Annotated in this window: 17 protein-coding genes; 2 read left to right on the top strand and 15 right to left on the bottom strand. The window is 61.4% G+C overall.

Translation table 11 applies throughout. The features are described from left to right. Both EQW76_RS23555 and EQW76_RS23550 read left to right on the top strand, forming a co-directional pair. Positions 1–750 carry an ABC transporter permease subunit gene (locus EQW76_RS23555; RefSeq protein WP_202617208.1) on the top strand — a complete coding sequence of 250 codons (750 nt, stop codon included), beginning with the start codon at positions 1–3 and terminating at the stop codon, positions 748–750. A 162-nt stretch (positions 751–912) separates the two neighbouring features. Then, positions 913–1,317: a host attachment protein gene (locus tag EQW76_RS23550; protein ID WP_142831405.1), complete on the top strand. Its 405-nt coding sequence runs from the start codon at positions 913–915 to the stop codon at positions 1,315–1,317. Positions 1,318–1,410: 93 nt separating this feature from the next. Here the strand turns inward: EQW76_RS23550 and glpK are convergent, their stop codons facing one another. From glpK to EQW76_RS23475, 15 genes are all read right to left on the bottom strand, one after another. After that, the gene (glpK, locus tag EQW76_RS23545) at positions 1,411–2,904 is read right to left on the bottom strand and encodes a glycerol kinase GlpK (RefSeq protein WP_143123276.1); all 1,494 of its coding nucleotides are present in this window, start codon (positions 2,902–2,904) and stop codon (positions 1,411–1,413) included. Positions 2,905–3,044: 140 nt separating this feature from the next. Next, complete coding sequence (locus EQW76_RS23540) at positions 3,045–4,769, bottom strand: ABC transporter substrate-binding protein (RefSeq protein ID WP_142831407.1); 1,725 nt, start codon at positions 4,767–4,769, stop codon at positions 3,045–3,047. Between the two features lie 75 nt (positions 4,770–4,844). Continuing rightward, a complete protein-coding gene (locus EQW76_RS23535; RefSeq protein ID WP_142831408.1) occupies positions 4,845–5,132 on the bottom strand; it encodes a DUF2160 domain-containing protein in 288 nt (95 codons plus the stop codon). Positions 5,133–5,134: 2 nt separating this feature from the next. Then, complete coding sequence (locus EQW76_RS23530) at positions 5,135–5,989, bottom strand: carbohydrate ABC transporter permease (protein WP_244615487.1); 855 nt, start codon at positions 5,987–5,989, stop codon at positions 5,135–5,137. 1 nt (position 5,990) lies between these two features. Further along, positions 5,991–6,857 (bottom strand): sugar ABC transporter permease, encoded by an 867-nt coding sequence (locus tag EQW76_RS23525; RefSeq protein WP_142831409.1) that lies wholly within the window; start codon positions 6,855–6,857, stop codon positions 5,991–5,993. Continuing rightward, positions 6,854–7,930, bottom strand: a complete 1,077-nt coding sequence (locus tag EQW76_RS23520) for an ABC transporter ATP-binding protein (RefSeq protein ID WP_142831410.1) — start codon at positions 7,928–7,930, stop codon at positions 6,854–6,856. The genes EQW76_RS23525 and EQW76_RS23520 overlap by 4 nt, the downstream gene beginning before the upstream one ends. 10 nt (positions 7,931–7,940) lie before the next feature. Beyond that, on the bottom strand, positions 7,941–9,017 hold the full coding sequence (locus EQW76_RS23515) for an ABC transporter ATP-binding protein (RefSeq protein ID WP_142831411.1): 1,077 nt from the start codon (positions 9,015–9,017) through the stop codon (positions 7,941–7,943). 58 nt (positions 9,018–9,075) lie between these two features. Next, positions 9,076–10,584: a glycerol-3-phosphate dehydrogenase gene (glpD, locus tag EQW76_RS23510; RefSeq protein WP_142831412.1), complete on the bottom strand. Its 1,509-nt coding sequence runs from the start codon at positions 10,582–10,584 to the stop codon at positions 9,076–9,078. Between the two features lie 110 nt (positions 10,585–10,694). Further along, on the bottom strand, positions 10,695–11,465 hold the full coding sequence (locus tag EQW76_RS23505) for a DeoR/GlpR family DNA-binding transcription regulator (protein WP_142831413.1): 771 nt from the start codon (positions 11,463–11,465) through the stop codon (positions 10,695–10,697). 111 nt (positions 11,466–11,576) lie between these two features. Continuing rightward, entirely contained in the window at positions 11,577–12,659 is a 1,083-nt protein-coding gene (locus EQW76_RS23500) for a DUF2218 domain-containing protein (RefSeq protein ID WP_142831414.1), read from the bottom strand. Continuing rightward, on the bottom strand, positions 12,656–13,507 hold the full coding sequence (locus EQW76_RS23495; RefSeq protein ID WP_143123275.1) for an ABC transporter ATP-binding protein: 852 nt from the start codon (positions 13,505–13,507) through the stop codon (positions 12,656–12,658). Before EQW76_RS23495 ends, EQW76_RS23500 begins: the two co-directional genes overlap by 4 nt. After that, complete coding sequence (locus EQW76_RS23490; RefSeq protein ID WP_244617011.1) at positions 13,504–14,547, bottom strand: iron chelate uptake ABC transporter family permease subunit; 1,044 nt, start codon at positions 14,545–14,547, stop codon at positions 13,504–13,506. The genes EQW76_RS23495 and EQW76_RS23490 overlap by 4 nt, the downstream gene beginning before the upstream one ends. Next, complete coding sequence (locus EQW76_RS23485) at positions 14,544–15,587, bottom strand: iron chelate uptake ABC transporter family permease subunit (RefSeq protein ID WP_142831416.1); 1,044 nt, start codon at positions 15,585–15,587, stop codon at positions 14,544–14,546. The genes EQW76_RS23490 and EQW76_RS23485 overlap by 4 nt, the downstream gene beginning before the upstream one ends. After that, entirely contained in the window at positions 15,587–16,600 is a 1,014-nt protein-coding gene (locus tag EQW76_RS23480) for an ABC transporter substrate-binding protein (RefSeq protein WP_202617207.1), read from the bottom strand. Before EQW76_RS23480 ends, EQW76_RS23485 begins: the two co-directional genes overlap by 1 nt. A 51-nt stretch (positions 16,601–16,651) precedes the next feature. After that, entirely contained in the window at positions 16,652–18,808 is a 2,157-nt protein-coding gene (locus EQW76_RS23475) for a TonB-dependent siderophore receptor (RefSeq protein WP_244615491.1), read from the bottom strand. Between the last annotated feature and the right edge of the window lie 15 nt (positions 18,809–18,823).

Raw genomic sequence — 18,823 nt, 5'->3', positions numbered from 1 at the left:
ATGAGCGCCGGTAAGATGCTGCGTCGGCTTATCCTCGTTCTCGCGGCGACATATTTCGTGCTGCCGTTGGCGATGACTGCGATCTTCAGCCTTTGGGAAGGCGGCACCGCCTATGGTGTATCCGCCTATGCCGCCGTCTTCAGCCACAAGGCCCTGCTGCAACCGTTGATCCTGTCGCTGGAACTGGGGGTGGCAACGATAGCAGCGATCTACATCATCCTTGCACCCGCAGTCATCGCCGCACATCTCTACATGCCGCGCATGCGCGGGGTTATAGAGTTCGTGGCGATCCTACCCTTCGTGGTGCCGGCCATTGCTCTTGTCGGCGGTCTTTCGATGCTGGTTACGGGGCCGATGTGGCTAATCGGCTCGCCGTTCTATCTTGTCATTCCCTACTTCTTCCTGGCGTTGCCTTTCGCATTCCGTGCGCTCGATGTCGGCCTTGCGGCGCTCGATATCCGGACCTTGAAGGAAGCTGCGGAAAGCCTTGGGGCCGGCGGGCTGACGACGATCCGGCTGGTCGTGGTTCCCGGCATAGGCGCGGCAATCGTCAACTGTGCGCTGCTGACATTCACAGTCGTCATCGGAGAATTCACGGTCGCCAACATACTGCTGTTTCCAACCTTTCCGGTGGCGATCAATGAGGTCGGCAAAAGCTCGCCGACCCAGGCCGCCGCCCTTTCGATGATCAGCTTCGTGCTCACATGGCTGGCAATGCTGGTCATGATGGCATTTGGCCGGAAGACCTGAGCTGCGGGCCGGCGCCGACAGTCCGGCGCATTGAAAACACCGAGACAAGCACCATCCGAAGCCACGCCCGGGCGGAACAGATAAGCGCTCGAGGGGTTATTAGAGCGGCTGATATCAGTCGGCCAAACCGGCGAAATGCCACTTTGTGAATGGAAATCAGATATGCAAATTCCTCAGCACACCGTCATTGCCGTCGCCGACGGCGAAAAGCTCAACCTCTTCCAGAATGAAGGCGACGCGGCCAACGTCAAGCTGAAGGCAATGCCTGACGAGGCCGTCGACAGCTCTAAGATAGGCTCCGGCAGCCGCCACTCGAGCAGCTCTGCCAACCCCGACGACAGCCAGCAGGACGAAGACGGTTTTGGAGCCGGTGTCGCCGATCTTCTCAACAGAAAGGTGCTGGCGGGCAAGATCAAGAACCTCGTCGTGATTGCAGCGCCTCGTACGCTCGGCGAACTGCGCAAGGGCTACCACAAGACGGTATCCGACGTGCTGATCGGCGAACTCGCCAAGGACCTTACGGGTCATTCGATGCAGGACATCGAAAAGGCCTTGGCTGCAGCTTAACTGGAGCAAAACGAATGTTTGAGTTGCACCGGCCCGTCGCGGCCGGTGTATTTTTTTGGGCGTACCGCACTGAGACTGGGCTCTATGTGAAGTCTACCCACCCGTTAGCGTGCGTGACACCGCATCGCGCCAGCCGGCGATCTTTGCCTGGCGATTGCTTTCGCTCATCGATGGCTCGAAACGCCGGTCGCAATTCCAGCGTTCGGCGAACTCCTTCTGGTCTGGCCAGACCTTGGCCCTGTGGCCGGCAAGCCAGGCGGCACCGAGTGCGGTTGTTTCCAGTATGGCGGCGCGGTCGACTGACGTCGAAATGATGTCGGCAAGGCGCTGCATCGTCCAGTCGGAGGCTGCCATGCCCCCATCGACGCGCAGCACTGTCTCGACATCGTGGCTGCCCCAGTCGCGTTTCATCGCGAAAAGCAGGTCCATCGTCTGGTAGGCAACCGCTTCCAGCACGGCGCGGGCGATTTCGGCGGGGCCGCTGTTGCGTGTAAGGCCGAAGATCGCGCCGCGCGCCTCGGCATCCCAGTAGGGCGCGCCAAGACCGGTGAAGGCCGGCACGATGTAGACTTGCTGCTCTTCATCGGCAGCATCGGCAAGCTCGCCAGCCTCGGATGCCTTGCCGATGATCCCCAACCCGTCCCTCAACCACTGCACGGCAGCGCCGGCGATGAAGATCGAGCCCTCAAGGGCATAGGTGGTCACGCCGTCGAGACGATAGGCGATCGTCGTCAGCATGCGGTGGGACGAATTGACCCTTTCCACGCCTGTATTCAACAGCGCGAAACAGCCGGTGCCATAGGTCGATTTCATCATGCCCGGTACAAAACACGCGTTGCCGATGGTCGCCGCCTGCTGGTCGCCGGCAACGCCAAGGATCGGGATCGCTGCGCCGAACAGATCTGGCGTCGTTTCACCGAAATCGTCGGCGCAATCCCTGACGTCCGGCAGCAGAGAAGGGGGTATCCCCAGGATGGCGAGAAGTTCTTCGTCCCAACGATTATCGGTAATATTGTAAAGCAACGTCCGGCATGCGTTGGTCGCATCGGTCAAATGCCTCTTGCCGCCGGTCAGTTTATAGAGCAGCCATGTATCGATGGTGCCGAAGCAGACAGAGCCGGCCTCCGCCTTGTCTCTTAACCCATCGACATTCTCGAGCAGCCAGCGCAACTTCGTGCCGGAAAAATAGGGATCGAGCAGAAGTCCGGTCTTGGCGGAAAACAACTTCTCGTACCCGTCCGCCCTGAGGCTTTCGCAGATCTCGGCCGTGCGACGGTCCTGCCAGACAATGGCCGGGTGCAGTGGTGCACCCGTGTCGCGGTCCCAGACGACCGTCGTCTCGCGCTGGTTGGTGATACCGATGGCGGCGATGTCGGCGGCTCCAAGCTTCGCCTTCTCCAAAGCCTCGCGAACAACGTCGACCACGGTTTGCCAGATCTCCTGCGGATCGTGTTCGACCCAGCGCGGCTGCGGATAAGACTGGGTAATTTCCCGCTGCGCCGAGGCGACCATTTTCATCTCTCCATCGAAAACGATAGCCCGAGACGATGTCGTTCCCTGGTCGATTGCGAGAACATAGCTACTCATTCATGCGCTCCGATAAGGCAGTAAGCTGCGATCCCGCCGGTCGGCAGGCTGTTTGTGGGATGGTTTTGCGGCAAAGGCCGCCGGGTGAACCGGCGGCCAAGGGGTGGCTCAGGCCATCGGGCCCGAGCCTGTAGATCCGGCTACTTGGACTGCCAGCTCTTCACCAGTTCGTCGTAGTTGACGGTCTGCGGCTTTTCCTTCTCCTCGGCAATCTTCAGCTGAGGCGCAAGGTTGCCCTTGGAGACGGCATCCTTGTTCCAGTAGGCCAGATCATGCTCTTCGGCGAGTTTGGGGCCAATATCGCCCTGGACCTTGGACCGCTCGATGCGCTCCATGACCTTTTCCTGGGCTTCGCAAAGCGAATCCATCGCTGCCTGGGCCGTCTTGGCACCGGATGCGGCATCGCCGACTGCCTGCCACCAGAGCTGGGCAAGTTTCGGATAGTCCGGAACGTTGGTGCCTGTTGGCGACCATTGCACGCGGGCCGGCGAGCGATAGAACTCGATCAGGCCGCCAAGCTTGGGAGCGCGCTCGGTGAAGCTCTTGTCGCGGATGGTCGACTCGCGGATGAAGGTCAGGCCGACATGGCTTTTCTTGACGTCGACCGTCTTCGAAGTGACGAACTGCGCGTAGAGCCAGGCAGCCTTGGCGCGGTCGGTCGGTGTCGATTTCATCAGCGTCCAAGATCCGACGTCCTGGTAGCCGAGCTTCATGCCGTTCTTCCAGTAGACGCCATGCGGGCTTGGAGCCATGCGCCATTTCGGCGTGCCGTCGTCGTTCATGACCGGCAGGCCGGGTTTGACCATGTCGGCTGTGAACGCCGTGTACCAGAAGATCTGCTGGGCGATATTGCCCTGTGCCGGCACGGGTCCGGATTCGGAGAAGGTCATGCCTTGCGATTCCTGCGGGGCATAGGCCTTGATCCAGTCGAGATATTTCTGGATCGAGTAGACGGCGGCAGGACCATTGGTGTCGCCACCGCGCGCGACGCAGGAGCCGACCGGACGGGACTTCTCGTCGACCTTGATGCCCCACTCGTCGACGGGAAGGCCGTTCGGCAATCCCTTGTCGCCGTTGCCGGCCATGGAAAGCCACGCGTCGGTGAAGCGCCAGCCGAGCGACGGGTCCTTCTTGCCGTAGTCCATATGGCCGAAGACCTTCTTGCCACCGACATCGCGGCCGGTGAAGAATTCGGCAATATCCTCATAGGCAGACCAGTTGACGGGCACCCCGAGCTCGTAGCCGTACTTGGCCTTGAAATCGGCCTTGTTCTTCGGATCGTTGAACCAATCGTAGCGGAACCAATAGAGGTTGGCGAACTGCTGGTCGGGAAGCTGGTAGAGCTTCTTGTCAGGAGCGGTGGTGAAGGATGTACCGATGAAGTCCTTGAGGTCGAGACCGGGATTGGTCACGTCCTTTCCTTCGCCGGCCATCCAGTCGGTCAGGTTGCGGACCTGCTGGTAGCGCCAGTGGGTGCCGATCAGGTCGGAGTCGTTTACCCAGCCGTCATAAAGGTTCTGGCCGGTCTGCATCTGCGTCTGGATCTTCTCGACGACGTCGCCTTCCTGGATGACGTCGTGGGTGACCTTGATGCCGGTGATGGCGGTAAAGGCCGGTGCCAGCACCTGCGATTCATACTGGTGGGTGGTCAGGGATTCCGAGACGACCTTAATTTCCATGCCTTTGAAGGGCTTGGCGGCGTCGATGAACCACTGCATTTCCTTTTCCTGCTCTGCCGGCGACAGCGTCGACATGTCGCCGATTTCCTTGCCGAGAAAGGTCTTTGCCTCCTCCATTCCCGCATAGGCAGTCCCAGTTACGGCCAGCAACAAGGCTGCCGTTGTCGTCAGTAGATGCGTTCGCATGATATCCTCCCGAATTGCGATTGCAGTTGTGTCAGTCCCGGAGCGCCGGATATCGGCGACCCGTATCGACTTGCCTCAGACGAAGCGGAATACGCCGACGGCGTAGGCAACGGAGAGAGCAAGAGCCCACCACAGGTTGGGTCCGACAAGACCCAGCCATGCGAGATGAATGAATGCGGAACCGAGCAGCGACACGAAGAACCGGTCGCCGCGGGTGGTTTCGAAATGAAGAATGCCGACGCGCGGATTTCCGCCCGGCGAGACATATTCCCAAAGCCCCATGCCCAGCAGCAGGACGAGTATCACCACGAAGAAAATGATCGTCGGCGGCGTCCATGCCATCCAGCTGAAATCGAGATTCATGATCATACCCTCCCGAGGGCAAAGCCCTTGGCGATGTAATTTCGAACGAAATAGATGACGAGCGCCCCTGGGATTAGCGTCAGCACGCCGGCCGCGGCCAGCAATCCCCAGTCCATACCGGCTGCCGAGACGGTTCTGGTCATCGTCGCGGCGATCGGCTTGGCGTCGGTCGTCGTCAGCGTCCGGGCGAGGAGCAACTCGACCCAGGAGAACATGAAGCAGAAGAACGCAGCGACCCCGATGCCGCTGGCGATCAGCGGAATGAAGATCTTCACGAAGAAGCGCGGGAAGGAATAGCCGTCGATATAAGACATCTCATCGATCTCCTTCGGCACGCCGGACATGAAACCCTCGAGAATCCAAACCGCCAGCGGCACGTTGAAGAGGCAATGGGCGAGAGCGACGGCGATATGCGTATCGATCAGGCCAAAGGCCGAGTAGAGCTGGAAGAACGGCAGGGCAAAGACCGCCGGCGGTGCCATGCGGTTGGTCAGCAGCCAGAAGAACAGGTGCTTGTCGCCAAGGAAACGGTAGCGCGAGAAGGCATAGGCGGCCGGCAGGGCAGCGGCAACCGAGATCACCATGTTCATTACCACATAGATGATCGAGTTGATGTAGCCGGAATACCAGGCGCTGTCGGTAAAGATGATGACGTAGTTGTGCAGCGTCGGGGCGTGGGGATAGAGCGTCATCGAGGAAACGATTTCCTCGTTGGTCTTGAAGCTCATATTGACCAGCCAATAGATCGGCAGCAGCAGGCAGAGGATGTAGATCGTCGGGATCAGGAAGCCGAAGCGCGATCCCTCTGCCTTGAGGACCGGATTGGCGGATGGAGCGTGAGCGATAGCGATAGCCATATCAGGTCTCCGCGTCGTAGCTGGTCATCACGGTGTAGAACACCCATGAGAGCAGCAGGATGATCAGGAAGTAGATGATCGACATGGCCGCAGCCGGGCCAAGATCGAACTGTCCGAGCGCGGTCTTCACCAGATCGATTGACAGGAACGTGGTCGAGTTGCCAGGTCCGCCGCCGGTGACGACGAAAGGCTCGGTGTAGATCATGAAGCTGTCCATGAAGCGCAGCAGGATGGCGATGGTCAGCACCCGCTTCATCTTCGGCAGCTGAATGTAACGGAACACGGCCATGCGGGACGCGCCATCGATCTTGGCGGCCTGGTAGAAAGCATCCGGAATGGACACCAGACCGGCATAGCAAAGAAGCACAACGAGGCTCGTCCAGTGCCAGACATCCATGACGATAACGGTCAGCCAGGCATCGAGGGGATTGCGGACGTAGTTATAGTCGATACCCATGGAATTGAGCGTATGCCCAAGCAACCCGATATCGCCACGCCCAAACACCTGCCAGATCGTGCCGACGACGTTCCAGGGAATGAGCAGCGGCAGCGCCATTAGTACCAGGCAGACGGGGACCCCGAGACCCTTCTTCGGCATGTTCAGCGCGATGAAGATGCCGAGCGGAATTTCGAGCGCGAGGATGATGAAAGAGAACACCAGGTTGCGCTCGAGCGCGGACCAGAAGCGGTCGGACTTCAACGTCTGGACGAACCAGTCGGTACCGGCCCAGAAGAACTGGTTGTTGCCGAACGTATCCTGGACCGAATAATTGACCACCGTCATCAGCGGGATCACCGCCGAAAAGGCCACCAGCACCAGCACCGGCATGACGAGGAACCAGGCCTTGTTGTTCCATGGCTTGTTCATGCCCGATCCTCCCGGCCGACACGCCAGGAATCGGCGTAGATACTGATGGCGGTGGGATCAAAGGTGATCCGTGGCTCCGATGGGATCTCGCCGTCTTCGGGAACGATGATGGCAATTGGCTGGCCCGCAAACTCGGCGCGGACGATTTTCTGACGGCCGATATCCTCGACCTTGCTGATCGTCACCGGCATGCCGTCGCGGTCGATGCGGATGAATTCGGGGCGAATGCCAAGCTCGGTCTTGGCCGCCTTTCCGGTGTCCGGCGCATAGCCGAGCGCCAGGGTCTGGTCGCCGACATGCACTAAGCTGCCTTCGACGCGCGCCGCCATGACGTTCATGCCGGGCGAGCCGATGAAATAGCCGACGAAGGTGTGACTTGGTCGCTCGAACAGCTCGGCCGGCGTACCGATCTGAACGATCTGTCCGTCGTACATGACCACGACCTTGTCTGCGAAGGTGAGCGCCTCCGTCTGGTCGTGGGTCACATAGACCATGGTGTAGCCGAACTGCTTGTGCAGCAGTTTCAGTTGCGAGCGGAGCTGCCATTTCATGTGCGGGTCGATGACAGTCAGCGGCTCGTCGAACAGGATCGCGCTGACATCGTTGCGCACAAGGCCACGTCCGAGCGAAATCTTCTGCTTCTGGTCGGCGGTGAGGCCGCTGGCCTTGCGGTTCGCCCAGCTCGATAGATCGATCATGTCGAGCGTCTCGCGGACCCGAAGATCGACGTCGGCTTCAGCCACGCCCCTGTTGCGCAGCGGAAATGCCAGGTTGTCGTAGACCGTCATGGTGTCGTAGACGACCGGAAACTGGAAAACCTGGGCAATGTTGCGCTCCTGCGTCGGCAGATCGGTGACGTCCCTGCCGTCGAACAGGATGCGGCCATGGGACGGGCGCAGAAGGCCCGAAATGATGTTGAGCAAGGTCGTCTTGCCGCAGCCGGAGGGTCCCAGCAGCGCATAGGCGCCACCGTCCCGCCACTCGTGGTGGACTTCGCGCAGCGCATAATCCTTGTCTGTCGCCGGGTTCGGCGCATAGGCATGGCGGATGTGATCGAGCGTGATGCGTGCCATTTCCGGTCTCCTATCCGTTCGCCGCGCGGGCAATCGAGTGCCCCGCGGTATCGAAGGCCATCAGGTGGCGGGTATCGACGAACAGGTCGACGATGGTGTCGGGATCGATATCGTGGATGCCATGTTCCAGCATCACCCAGCGCGAGCCTGCCGCCTCCACGTGGATAAAGCTTTCGGAGCCGGCGATTTCGGAGATGATCACCCGCGCCTTGAGGGCTGCCGAAGTTTCATGCCGCCTCGCGACAGACAGATGGTGAGGCTGGAAGGCTATGACGCATGGACCTTCCGGCACGCCGGCGAGGTGGTCCGGCAGCTGCAGGATCGTTTCTCCGTCGCGCTGCAGCGCATTACCGGCGCGCACCAGTGCGATCGTATTCAGTGGCGGATCGGCGAAGGTCCGGGCGGTGACGAGGTCGGCAGGGTTGCGATAGACGTCGATGGTTGGACCGAACTGGCTTATGCGCCCTTCGCTGAGCGACGCGGTGTTGCCGCCGAGCAGCAGGGCCTCGGACGGTTCGGTCGTGGCATAAACGAAGATCGATCCCGAGGCGGCAAACAGGCGAGGCAGTTCCTCGCGCAATTCCTCGCGCAGTTTGTAGTCGAGATTGGCGAGTGGCTCGTCGAGCAGCACGAGGCGGGCGTTCTTGACGATGGCACGCGCCAGCGCCGTGCGCTGCTGCTGGCCACCGGAGAGGTTGAGCGGCAGGCGGTCGAGATAGGGCGTCAGCTTCATGAGCTCGGCGGCCTTGCGCACTTCGCGGTCCACCGTCTGCTTATCCTTGCCGGCAATCCGCATCGGCGACGCGATATTCTCGTATACCGTCATCGCCGGATAATTGATGAACTGCTGATAGACCATGGCGACCGAGCGCTTCTGCACCGGCAGGCCGGTAACATCGACGCCATCGAAGTGAACCGTTCCCGAGGTTGGCTTGTCCAGCCCGGCCATCAGCCGCATCAGAGACGTCTTGCCGGACAAGGTCGGACCCAGCAGGACGTTCAGTGTTCCTCCCTGAAGGACAAGGCTGGAGGGGTGAATATGATATTCACTGCCCGCCATCTTGGCCACATTTCGCAATTCCAGCATTAAATCCCCGTGCCTCCTCCAAACCAGCGGTGATATTGTCCTCGAGCGGCAAACGCTCCTAGTGCGTGATCACCCCGGCGATAAAAGTCTCAAGTTCTGCGGCCTGATCCTTCGACAGATACAGTCCCTTCTTGGTCCGGCGCCAAAGCACGTCCTCCGCGTGCCTTGCCCATTCCATGTCGATCAGCCACCGGACCTCGCATTCGAAAAGGTCGTCGCCGAAATTACGGCCGAGATCGGACGCGTTTGCTGCCTTGCCGAGCAGGAGCGCCGCGTTCGTGCCGTAGAGCCGGACAAGCCGTCGGGCATGGCGGTCGGCCAGAAACGGGTAGGAGCCCTTGAGCTTGGCAACTTCGCTCTCATAGCCCGTCGCGGCAAAGGCACCGCCGGGCAGGCTGCTGCCGGCCGTCCAGACCTTGCCCTTGACACCGATCGCATCGCCGATCTTCTCCAGCGCGTGCTCTGCAAGGCGCCTGTAGGTGGTCAGCTTGCCACCGAAGATGTTGAGCAGTTCACCGCCACCGGGCAGTTCCTCGCGCTTCAGCACATAGTCCCGCGTCGCTTCCTGCGCCTTCGAGGCGCCGTCGTCGAACAGCGGACGAACGCCGGAATAGGACCAGACGATGTCATCAGGCTTTACCGGTTCGGCAAAATATTCGCTGGCGGCGCTGCAGAGATAGTCGACCTCGCGCTGCGTGATTCGGATATCCTTCGGATCGCCCTCGAAATCCTGGTCGGTCGTGCCGATCAGGGTAAAATCCTGCTCGTAGGGGATAGCGAAGATGATGCGATTGTCAGGGTTCTGGAAGAAATAGGCGCGTGGATCGTCAAACTTCTTCCTGACGACGATGTGGCTGCCCTGGACGAGCCGTACATTGTGAACCTGGTTCTTGCCGAATGCACTGGACAGCACCTGATCGACCCAGGGGCCTGCCGCATTGACAAGCATGCGCGCCTGAAAGCTGTCGATCCTGCCTGTTGCCATATCCTGCGTCTCGACAGACCAGGCATTTTTTTCCCAACGCGCCGACCGCACGCGGGTCCGCGGCATGATCTGGGCTCCGCGATCGGCAGCATCCCGGGCGTTGAGGACGACAAGCCGCGCATCGTCGACCCATCCGTCGGAATATTCAAAGGCCTTGGTGAACAGGGATTTCAATGGCTTGCCTGCCGGATCCTTGCGCATGTCGACAACGGACGTCGCCGGAAGCAGCTTTCTGCCGCCGATATGGTCGTAGAGGAAGAGCCCGAGGCGAATGAGCCAGGCCGGGCGGATGCCGCCCTTCTGGTAGGGCAGGACGAAGCGCATCGGCCAGATAATATGCGGCGCCATGGCCCATAGGACCTCGCGCTCCATCAGCGATTCGCGAACCAGCCGGAATTCGTAATGCTCGAGATAGCGCAGGCCGCCATGGATAAGCTTGGTCGATCCGGAAGATGTGCCGGAGGCGAAATCGTTCATTTCGGCCAGCGCTACCTTGTAGCCACGGCCGGCCGCGTCGCGCGCAATACCGCAACCGTTGATGCCGCCACCAATGACAAAAAGATCGAACATTCTATCCCCCACTGCCTCTCCCCCAAGAGCCAGACCTTCGCAATGCACAAATTTATTGCGCTTGCGGTATAGGAGACATCTGAAACGAAACCATAACGAATGTCAAACGAAAGTTTCGCGGGTCAGCTCGCTTTCGATGTCTCGATCAGCGCGACGTTGCTGTCGTGGCAGATCGTCCGGATGGCCTCGACGGAACAGTGGTCGGTGATCAATGTCTGGACCTGCGACAGCTGTCCGATCCGCACCGGTGCCGTGCGCTCGAATTTCGTCGAATCCGCCACCAGAATGACGTGCCGGGCATTGGCGATGATCGCCTGTGCCACCTTCACCTCGCGAAAATCGTAGTCGAGCAGGGCGCCGTCGGAATCGATGGCGGAGGCGCCGATGACTGCGTAATCGACCTTGAATTGCCGGATGAAATCGACGGCCGCCTCGCCGACGATGCCGCCGTCCGAAGCGCGCACGACGCCACCCGCAACCACGACCTCGATTGCCGAATAAAGGCGCAACCGATTGGCCACATTGATGTTGTTGGTGATCACCATCAGCTCATGGTGGGCGATCAGGGCCTCGCTCACCGCCTCGGTCGTCGTGCCGATATTGATGAACAGCGATGCGTTGTTGGGGATGAGCTGGGCAGCTGCGGCGCCGATCGCCTGCTTCTCGGCGGAGGCTATCTGGCGGCGCTGCTCGTAGCGCACATTCGCAGTGCCGCTGGGTAGGCTGGCGCCGCCGTGCATGCGGGTCAGCATCTGCCCGTCGCAGAGATCGTTGAGATCCTTGCGTATGGTCTGCGGCGTCACATTGAACCGCGTCGCGAGATCGTCGACGAGAACGCGGCCCGTCGATTTGGCAAGAGCAACGATCTCGGTCTGGCGATCTGTCAAAAACATCGATTCATCCTTCGCTGGCATCGCGTTTGCGCGAAAGCGAACTTAACCGCAATGAAAGAGAAAACTCAAAGGCGATCTGTCGTCACGGACACGAAACCGAGCGCAAATCCATCACGGCTGATTTACCGCGTCAGGCTTTGGCTTCTCCCAGTACCACGCCGCATAAGTCAGCTTGCGATCATGGCCCTTTTGCTTCAGGAGCGCGCGAATGGGGCGCATCTCGTCTCTTTCGCAGGCCACCCAGACATAGGTCTGCGCATCCGCCGCGCTGATCGCGGTCCTGACCGCGTCGCCGAACCGATAACCGGTATCACTCTTGTCATCCTTCCGGTGGAGCCAGCGCACATCCAGAGTTCCCGATGTTGGCAAGGGTTGCTCCTCGCCTGCATCCTCCACCAAGATGATGGCCTGCATCCGGATATGGGCCGGCACTTCTGCCGCGATCCGGGCGATGGCTGGAAGCGCCGTCGCATCGCCTGCGAGGAGCATGGACGACGCCTGCGGAACTCCGCCGCCGCCTGGCCCAAGAAACGCCAGCTTTTGTCCCGGTCTCGCCTTGCGCGCAAATTCGGCACCGGGCGCCGCGACACCGTGCGTGGCATGCTGCAGGAAATCGATCCATAATTCACGGCGTGCGACATCGACGGAGCGGATGGTATAGACCCTCACCGCGAGTTCGTCTTCCCCCTCGGGCCAGCCCGTCCTGCCGTCCGGCAGCAGGGTCGGCCAGACCGGTATGCGTCCGTCAGGCGGCAGCAGAACACGCACATGCATGCCGCCACCGATGAACGGCGCGATATCCTCGCAACTGAATTTGACCCTTCGCATATGCGGCGTGACGTCCGCGGCGGACACCACGGTTACCTCGCGCAGATCGGGCAGGATGCCGGGCGCCGGTGGCGTCGACCAGCTAAGCTCTAAAGGTTCTTCGCCGGCGAAGTAGACCAGATGCTCGGCAATGTTGTTGCAGGTCAGCTGCAGCGCCTGTTCCGTTGCGCAAGCGAGTTCTATGAGCAGGCGGCTGTCCTTTAGGCGGATGGCGACAAGTGCCGTTTCGCTTCTCAGCAGCGCCAGATTGCCCGTCCGCTCGACGCTCGAATGCTCGACGAAATGCTCGCAGATCTCATCCAGCATGCCTGCGGCATCGTGCGGAATTGCGACGCCGCTCAACTTGAATTCCTGCACCTCGCTCATACGATCTCGTCCTTGTCTGCAGCAGAACCGGGGATATCGGCTACTGGCCGGGCTTGCGCTGCCGAGTGGCGCCCGCGCGGCACGATCATCGGGGTTCCCGTCACCGGATCTGGAACGATGACGCAGGCAAGGCCGAAGACGCTTTCGATCAGTTGTTCGGTGACGATCGCTGCCGGCGTGCCTTCGGCAACGATGGCGCCATCGCGCATCGCGATCAGGTGCGTGGCATAGCGGCAGGCATGGTTGAGATCATGCAGCACCGCAACGACGGTGCGTCCGTCGGCGTTGATATCGGCCAACAGGTCGAGCAGGTCGATCTGGTGGGTGATGTCGAGAAAGGTGGTTGGCTCGTCGAGGAGCAGGATTGGTGTCTGCTGGGCCAGAACCATGGCAAGCCAGACCCTCTGGCGTTGCCCGCCGGACAGTTCGTCGACGAGCCGGGTGGCAAGGTCGGCGACCCCTGTGGCTGACATCGCAGACGCGACGGCCTGTTGATCAGCGGCCGACCATTGGCGAAAGATCGACTGGTGCGGATAACGGCCGCGCGACACGAGGTCTTCGACGGTAATGGCGTCAGGTGCGATAGAACTCTGCGGCAAAAGCCCGAGCCGGCGCGCCACGTCCCTGGCCGGCAGACTTCCAATGCTGGCACCGTCGAGGATGATCTCCCCCTGCGTCGGCCGAAGCAGGCGCGACAAGGCCCGCAGCAATGTCGACTTGCCGCAGGCATTCGGGCCGAAGATAACGGTAAATGCGTTATCCGGAATGGTCACCGAGAGCTCGCGGGCGACCGTCAACTCCCGGTAGCGCAAAGTCACTGCTTCAGCGCGCAGTCTGGCCGTCGTCATTTGCGTCCCTCGCTGACTAGCACCCATATGAAATACAGGCCGCCGATATTAAACGTCATCACGCCGACCGGCAGCTGGAGGCCGAGCGCGTGCTGGGCTGCCCAATCCGAGGCGACGAGCAATACCCCGCCCATTAGCGCCGATGGTACCAGCGCAACCCCGGCCGACCTGGTCACGCGCCGCGCAAGCTGCGGCGCTGCTAGCGCGATGAAGGCGATGGGGCCTGCCGCGGCCGTTGCCACCGCGATCAGGGCCACGCCGATGACGGCCAGCGCCAGCCGGACGCGATCCGGCGACACACCAGACGAAAGCGCCGCCTCGTCGCCGAGTTCGAGCTGACGGAGCGGCCTTGCCAGGGCAAGGGCGATAGGGACGAGCACTGCCAGCGCCACCGATACCGCCAGCAGGCGATCAAGGCCGAGGCCGTTCAGCGAGCCCGCCGCCCAAATGGCAGCCGACATCGCGACCTGCAGGTCTGCCTTGCGGATCATCCAGACATTGGCGGCAGACAGCATGGCGGCGATGGCGACGCCGACGACGATCAGCCGAAATCCGTCGATACCCCCTCGGTAGGTCAGCATGTAGACTGCGATCGCCGTTGCCAGACCGCCGATCAGTGCGCCCGTGGCTGTCCCTAAATAGCCCTCCGACAACAGCAGCATCGCCACCAGCGCGCCGGTGTGGGCGCCGGCAGAAAAGCCGATGATATCCGGCGAACCGAGCGGATTACGCGTCAGCGACTGGAAAATAGCACCGCTGATGCCGAGCGCGGCGCCGATCAGCAGCGCAAGCAGGGCGCGGGGCAGGCGCCATTCGAGAACGATCATCTCCTGCATCTGGTCGCCCCGCCCCGAAAGGGTCCGCGCGACATCCGACATTGAAACCGCATAGTCGCCGGAAACCAGCGACAGCAGCACGAGCATGAGGCAGACAGCCAGCATGAAGGCGCAGGCGATAACACTCCGGCTGCGCAACCGCAGCGAAAGCCGCCCACGGGGCGAGCGCAGAACGATGACGCCTGGATCCGCCGCCCGCGTCACAGCCCGCGCACTTTCTGCCGCTGCACCAGGAGGATCAGGACGGGCGCGCCGATGAAGGCGGTGACGATGCTGGCTTCCAGTTCACCCGGGAGGAGAAGACGCCCGATAATGTCGGCCGACAGCAGCAGGATCGGGGCAAAGATCATCGTGCCGGCGAAAATCAGCCGCTGATCGGGGCCGAACAGCCAGCGCACGACATGTGGCGTCATCAGGCCGATGAAGCCGATCGGTCCGACCGCCGCCGTGCCACCACCGGCAAGAAGGGTCAAGGACACAGCCGCCAGGATGCGGCTGCGGACAACATGGGTGCCCAGCGCCCGGGCGGTGTCATTGCCGAGCGCTATCGAATTCATCGCCGGTGCGATGAGGCCCGCGATGCCAAGCCCGACGATAATGAACGGCGCCACCGCAGACACCACCGCCATGTCGCGGCCGCCGAGAGCGCCGATCGACCAGAGACGCATGCTGTCGAAGCCGACCGGATCGAGCAGTACGATGGCTGATCCGAGGCCGCCAAGCAACGCATTGATCGCGACGCCTGCAAGCAGCAGCCGGACCGGGGTCGCTCCGGCGCGACTGAGCGAGCCGAGCACATAGACGATCACAGTGACAACGATGGCGCCGAGAAAGGCAAACCAGAGATAGGTGCTCACCGCCTGCAGGCCGAATACGCCGGCAGCAATCGTCACGAAAAAGGCAGCGCCGGCATTGACGCCGAGCAGACCGGGATCGGCGAGCGCATTGCGCGTGATCGCCTGGATGATGGCACCGGACACACCGAAACCCGCTCCGCATAAAAGCCCCAGCAACGTGCGCGGCAAGCGATAGTCCCGGACCGCAATGTGGTCTGGCAGGCGAGCGTCATAGGCCGTCAACGCATCGAAGACGGTGGAGAGAGAAACAGAACGCGCGCCGACGGCCAGGCTGACCAGGCACAGGACCACCAGCAGCAGAAAGCCCGCAACGGCAACTGCCAGCCGTTGCCGTGCTGTATGGTGCTTTCCCGCTGTGGGCTGCGAGGGGACTGTGGCAGACGGCATCACGGGGCAAGTCCGGCACGGACCGCCGAGGCTACCGATGTCCTGGGGTCGCCATCGAGTGCTGCTGCCATATCGGCCTCGAGTGCAGACAGCACGAAGGGCAACGACAGGACGCTGCCGAAAGACAGCGCGGCTGCGACCGTACCGCCCGCAAAGACTTCGCGACCCTCGGCATGGGCCTTCAGGACACGGCGCATCGGCAGGGCGGCGAGATCGGTAGCGGTTTCGGAGGACGATACCCAAAGGACGAGATCAGCTTCGAGAGCGGACAGGTCTTCCGGTGAAAGTTTTTGATAGAAGCTTTTGGACCCATCGAGCAGGCGGCTGGCGGCTGTGCGGGCAAATCCGAGCTCGGTCAGGAAATGGCCGCGCGTGTCCGAGGATGCGAAAAATCCGGTCTCGCTGCCATAGTGATAGGCGGCGACAGCCGTGAGTCCGCCCCAATCCGGATGTCGCAGGCGCGCTGCCGCAAAGTCCTGGCGGGTCTTGGCAACCAGTTCGTCGGCTATGCGATCCTTGCCGACGGCGCGACCGATCAGCCGTGTCATCTCATCCCAAGGCATGCCATAGGCCGGAAACGCCTTCGGCTGCATCAGCACGGGCGCAATGCGGGAAAGCCCGGCGTACTCTGCTTCCGATATGCCTGACCCGATGCCGACGATCAGATCCGGCTGCAAGGTAGCGACGAGTTCCAACCCGACATTGCCCTTGATGACAACGGGGCGGGCGTTCTTCAGAAAAGGCTGCGCCCATGGCCAGACGGCAAATGGCTGGTCGCCGAACCAGTCGCGTATCGCAAGCGGGATGACATCGAGCGCGAGCAGGGGATCCTGGGTGAGGTAGCCCAGCGATACGACACGGGTAGCGGGCTTCGGCAGGACGGTCACGCCGAAGGCATGATCGAATTGCAGCGGCCCGTCGGCAGCGATGGCGGGTGTGTGCATCAGCTCCGGCGCCAAGAGAGCGGTTGCCAGCCCGCACAGCAGGTCGCGACGACGGGTAACGAGAGCCATGACATCCATTCCTGTGTTTTGTGGTTGCGCCGAGAGATCGTCGCGCAGGCGCTACCAGGTGTAGCGCAGGGTCGCCCGCACCGCGCGGCGGTCGCCGTAGTAGGCGGCCAGACTGTAGTCGTCGATGCTGGCCACATATTCCTTGTCGAAGATGTTGGTGGCGTTGACGGCGAGGGCAACGCCGTTCTTGAACTTGTAATTGAAAGCCGCGTCGAAGACCGTTCTTGAGGCAAGCGGCAGCGTGTTGGCATTGTCGCCGAAAGTATTGCCGACAAAGCGGGCGCCCATCCCGACGTTGATGTCACCGATCGCGCCTTTGCCGGGAATGGTATAGTCGGCCCAGAGCGTTGCCATGTGGTTGGGAACGAGTTCCGGCCGATTGCCAATCAGCCCGGTGGTCGCGTCGTCCTTGATCCGCGCGTCCCAGTACGAATAACCGGCAGTCAGGTTCAGCCGGTCGGTGAGCGCGACCTTGCTCTCGAACTCGATGCCCTTCACGTTCACCTTGCCCACCTGGTACTGGTAGGAATAGTCCGACGCCCACTGCGCCACGTTTTTCTGGGTCAGGTCGAACAGCGCCAGGGTAAACAGCGCATCCATACCCTCGGGCCGATATTTTGCACCGATTTCGTACTGTGTGCCCTCCTGAGGCTTGGGCGTGCCGAGGAAGGTCGAGCGGCTGGCTGCCAGTGGCTGGAAGGATTCCGAGTAATTGGCGTAGACCGAGAGCTCGGAGGTCGCCTTGAAGGTAAGCCCGGCGCGCTTGGAGAAATTCGTATCGACCGCGTCGTCGCGGATGCCTGAGCTTTCCGACATCGTGTCGGCGTGATCGTATCGGCCACCCAGCGTCAGGATCCAGCGGTCGTCGATCGTCAGCTGTTCCTGGAGGTATGTGCCGGCCGTTGTCAGCCTTGTCCTGGTGTCCACCGGTGCGCCGAACGAGATGCAGCGTGTGCCGCAATAGACGGGTTTGCTGTCATCGAGCACGCCACCGGCCGTCCCGTCGAGGCGACGTTCGCTATTGCTGTCGCGGCCATAATCGGCGCCCAGCAGTGTGCGGCTTTCGAATGGGCCGTAGGTGCCGTCATATTGGAGCTGGTTGTCGATCTGGAACCGCTTGCTATGGCCATAAATTGCCAATGCAGCGCGGCTCGAAGCAGGATCGGCAGCTCCGAGATAGATCTGCTGATAGGTCATGTCGAGATTGGTGTAGCGGGCATTCTGCCGGAACTCGAAACCGTTGCCGAAATCGTGGCGCAGCTGATAGCCGACATTGCGCTCGATGGTGTCGACCCTGTCGAAATCGGGCTCACCGAGATAGGTCTCGGAATCGATCCCAGACTTGTAGGGAATGGCATGGCCAGGGTTGCCGTCGCGCTTGTTGTAATCCGTCAGGATGGTGACGGAGGTGTCGGCATCCGGCGACCAGGTCAGCGCCGGCGCGACATAGACGCGATCGTCGTTGGTATGGTCGATGCCGGCATTGGCATTCTGCCATTTGCCAGTCATGCGGTAGGTCCAGATGCCATCCTTGTCGAGCGCTCCGCCGAAGTCGGTGCCGGTTTCGACATGTCCGTTCCCAACTGTTGTATAGATCTCGCCGAAGTCTTTGTCCTGCGGCACCTTGGTGAGCGCATTGACGATACCGCCGGGGCCGGAAAGGCCGAACAGCGTGGAGTTGGACCCCTTCAGCACATCGATCCGTTCCATGCCATAGGGCTCGAGGCGGCTGGCGGTAAAGGAGCCGCCGACACGCATCGGCAGCCCGTCACGGAAAGTGCCGTCGGTCGTCTGGTAGAAACCGCGGATCAAAAAGTGGTCGTAGCGGTCGTCGGAGCCGTAGATATCGGTGGAGACGCCGGGCGTGTAGGCCAGCGCCTGGTCGAGGTTGGTGACACCGCGCTCCTTCATTTCCTTTGCAGTGACGACGGAAACCGAGGCCGGCGCGTCGAGAAGCGGGGTGTCGGTCTTGCTGCTGGAGCGGGAACTCTTTGCGACAATCGTCTTGTCAATGGTGCCAGCTCGGTCGCCTTGGCCCGCAATGGTGATCTTGGCGAGCGTGGTTGCTTCCGCGTCGCCTGACTGAGCGAAAACCGGGGTTGCGGCAAGCAGCGTCGAACTCGACAGAAACGCGATCATCAGACGTCCGACGGTCGTCGTAAAGGATGTGCCCACCGGCGATACAGTCGTCCTAGCCTCGCGAAACATCACGGCAGCCCCCTG

Source organism: Rhizobium sp. rho-13.1, assembly GCF_007000305.1.
In the GTDB taxonomy this organism is placed as follows: domain Bacteria; phylum Pseudomonadota; class Alphaproteobacteria; order Rhizobiales; family Rhizobiaceae; genus Rhizobium; species Rhizobium rhododendri.
The sequence above is the reverse complement of the archived record's forward strand: the minus strand, read 5'-3'. Positions and strand labels throughout refer to the sequence as shown.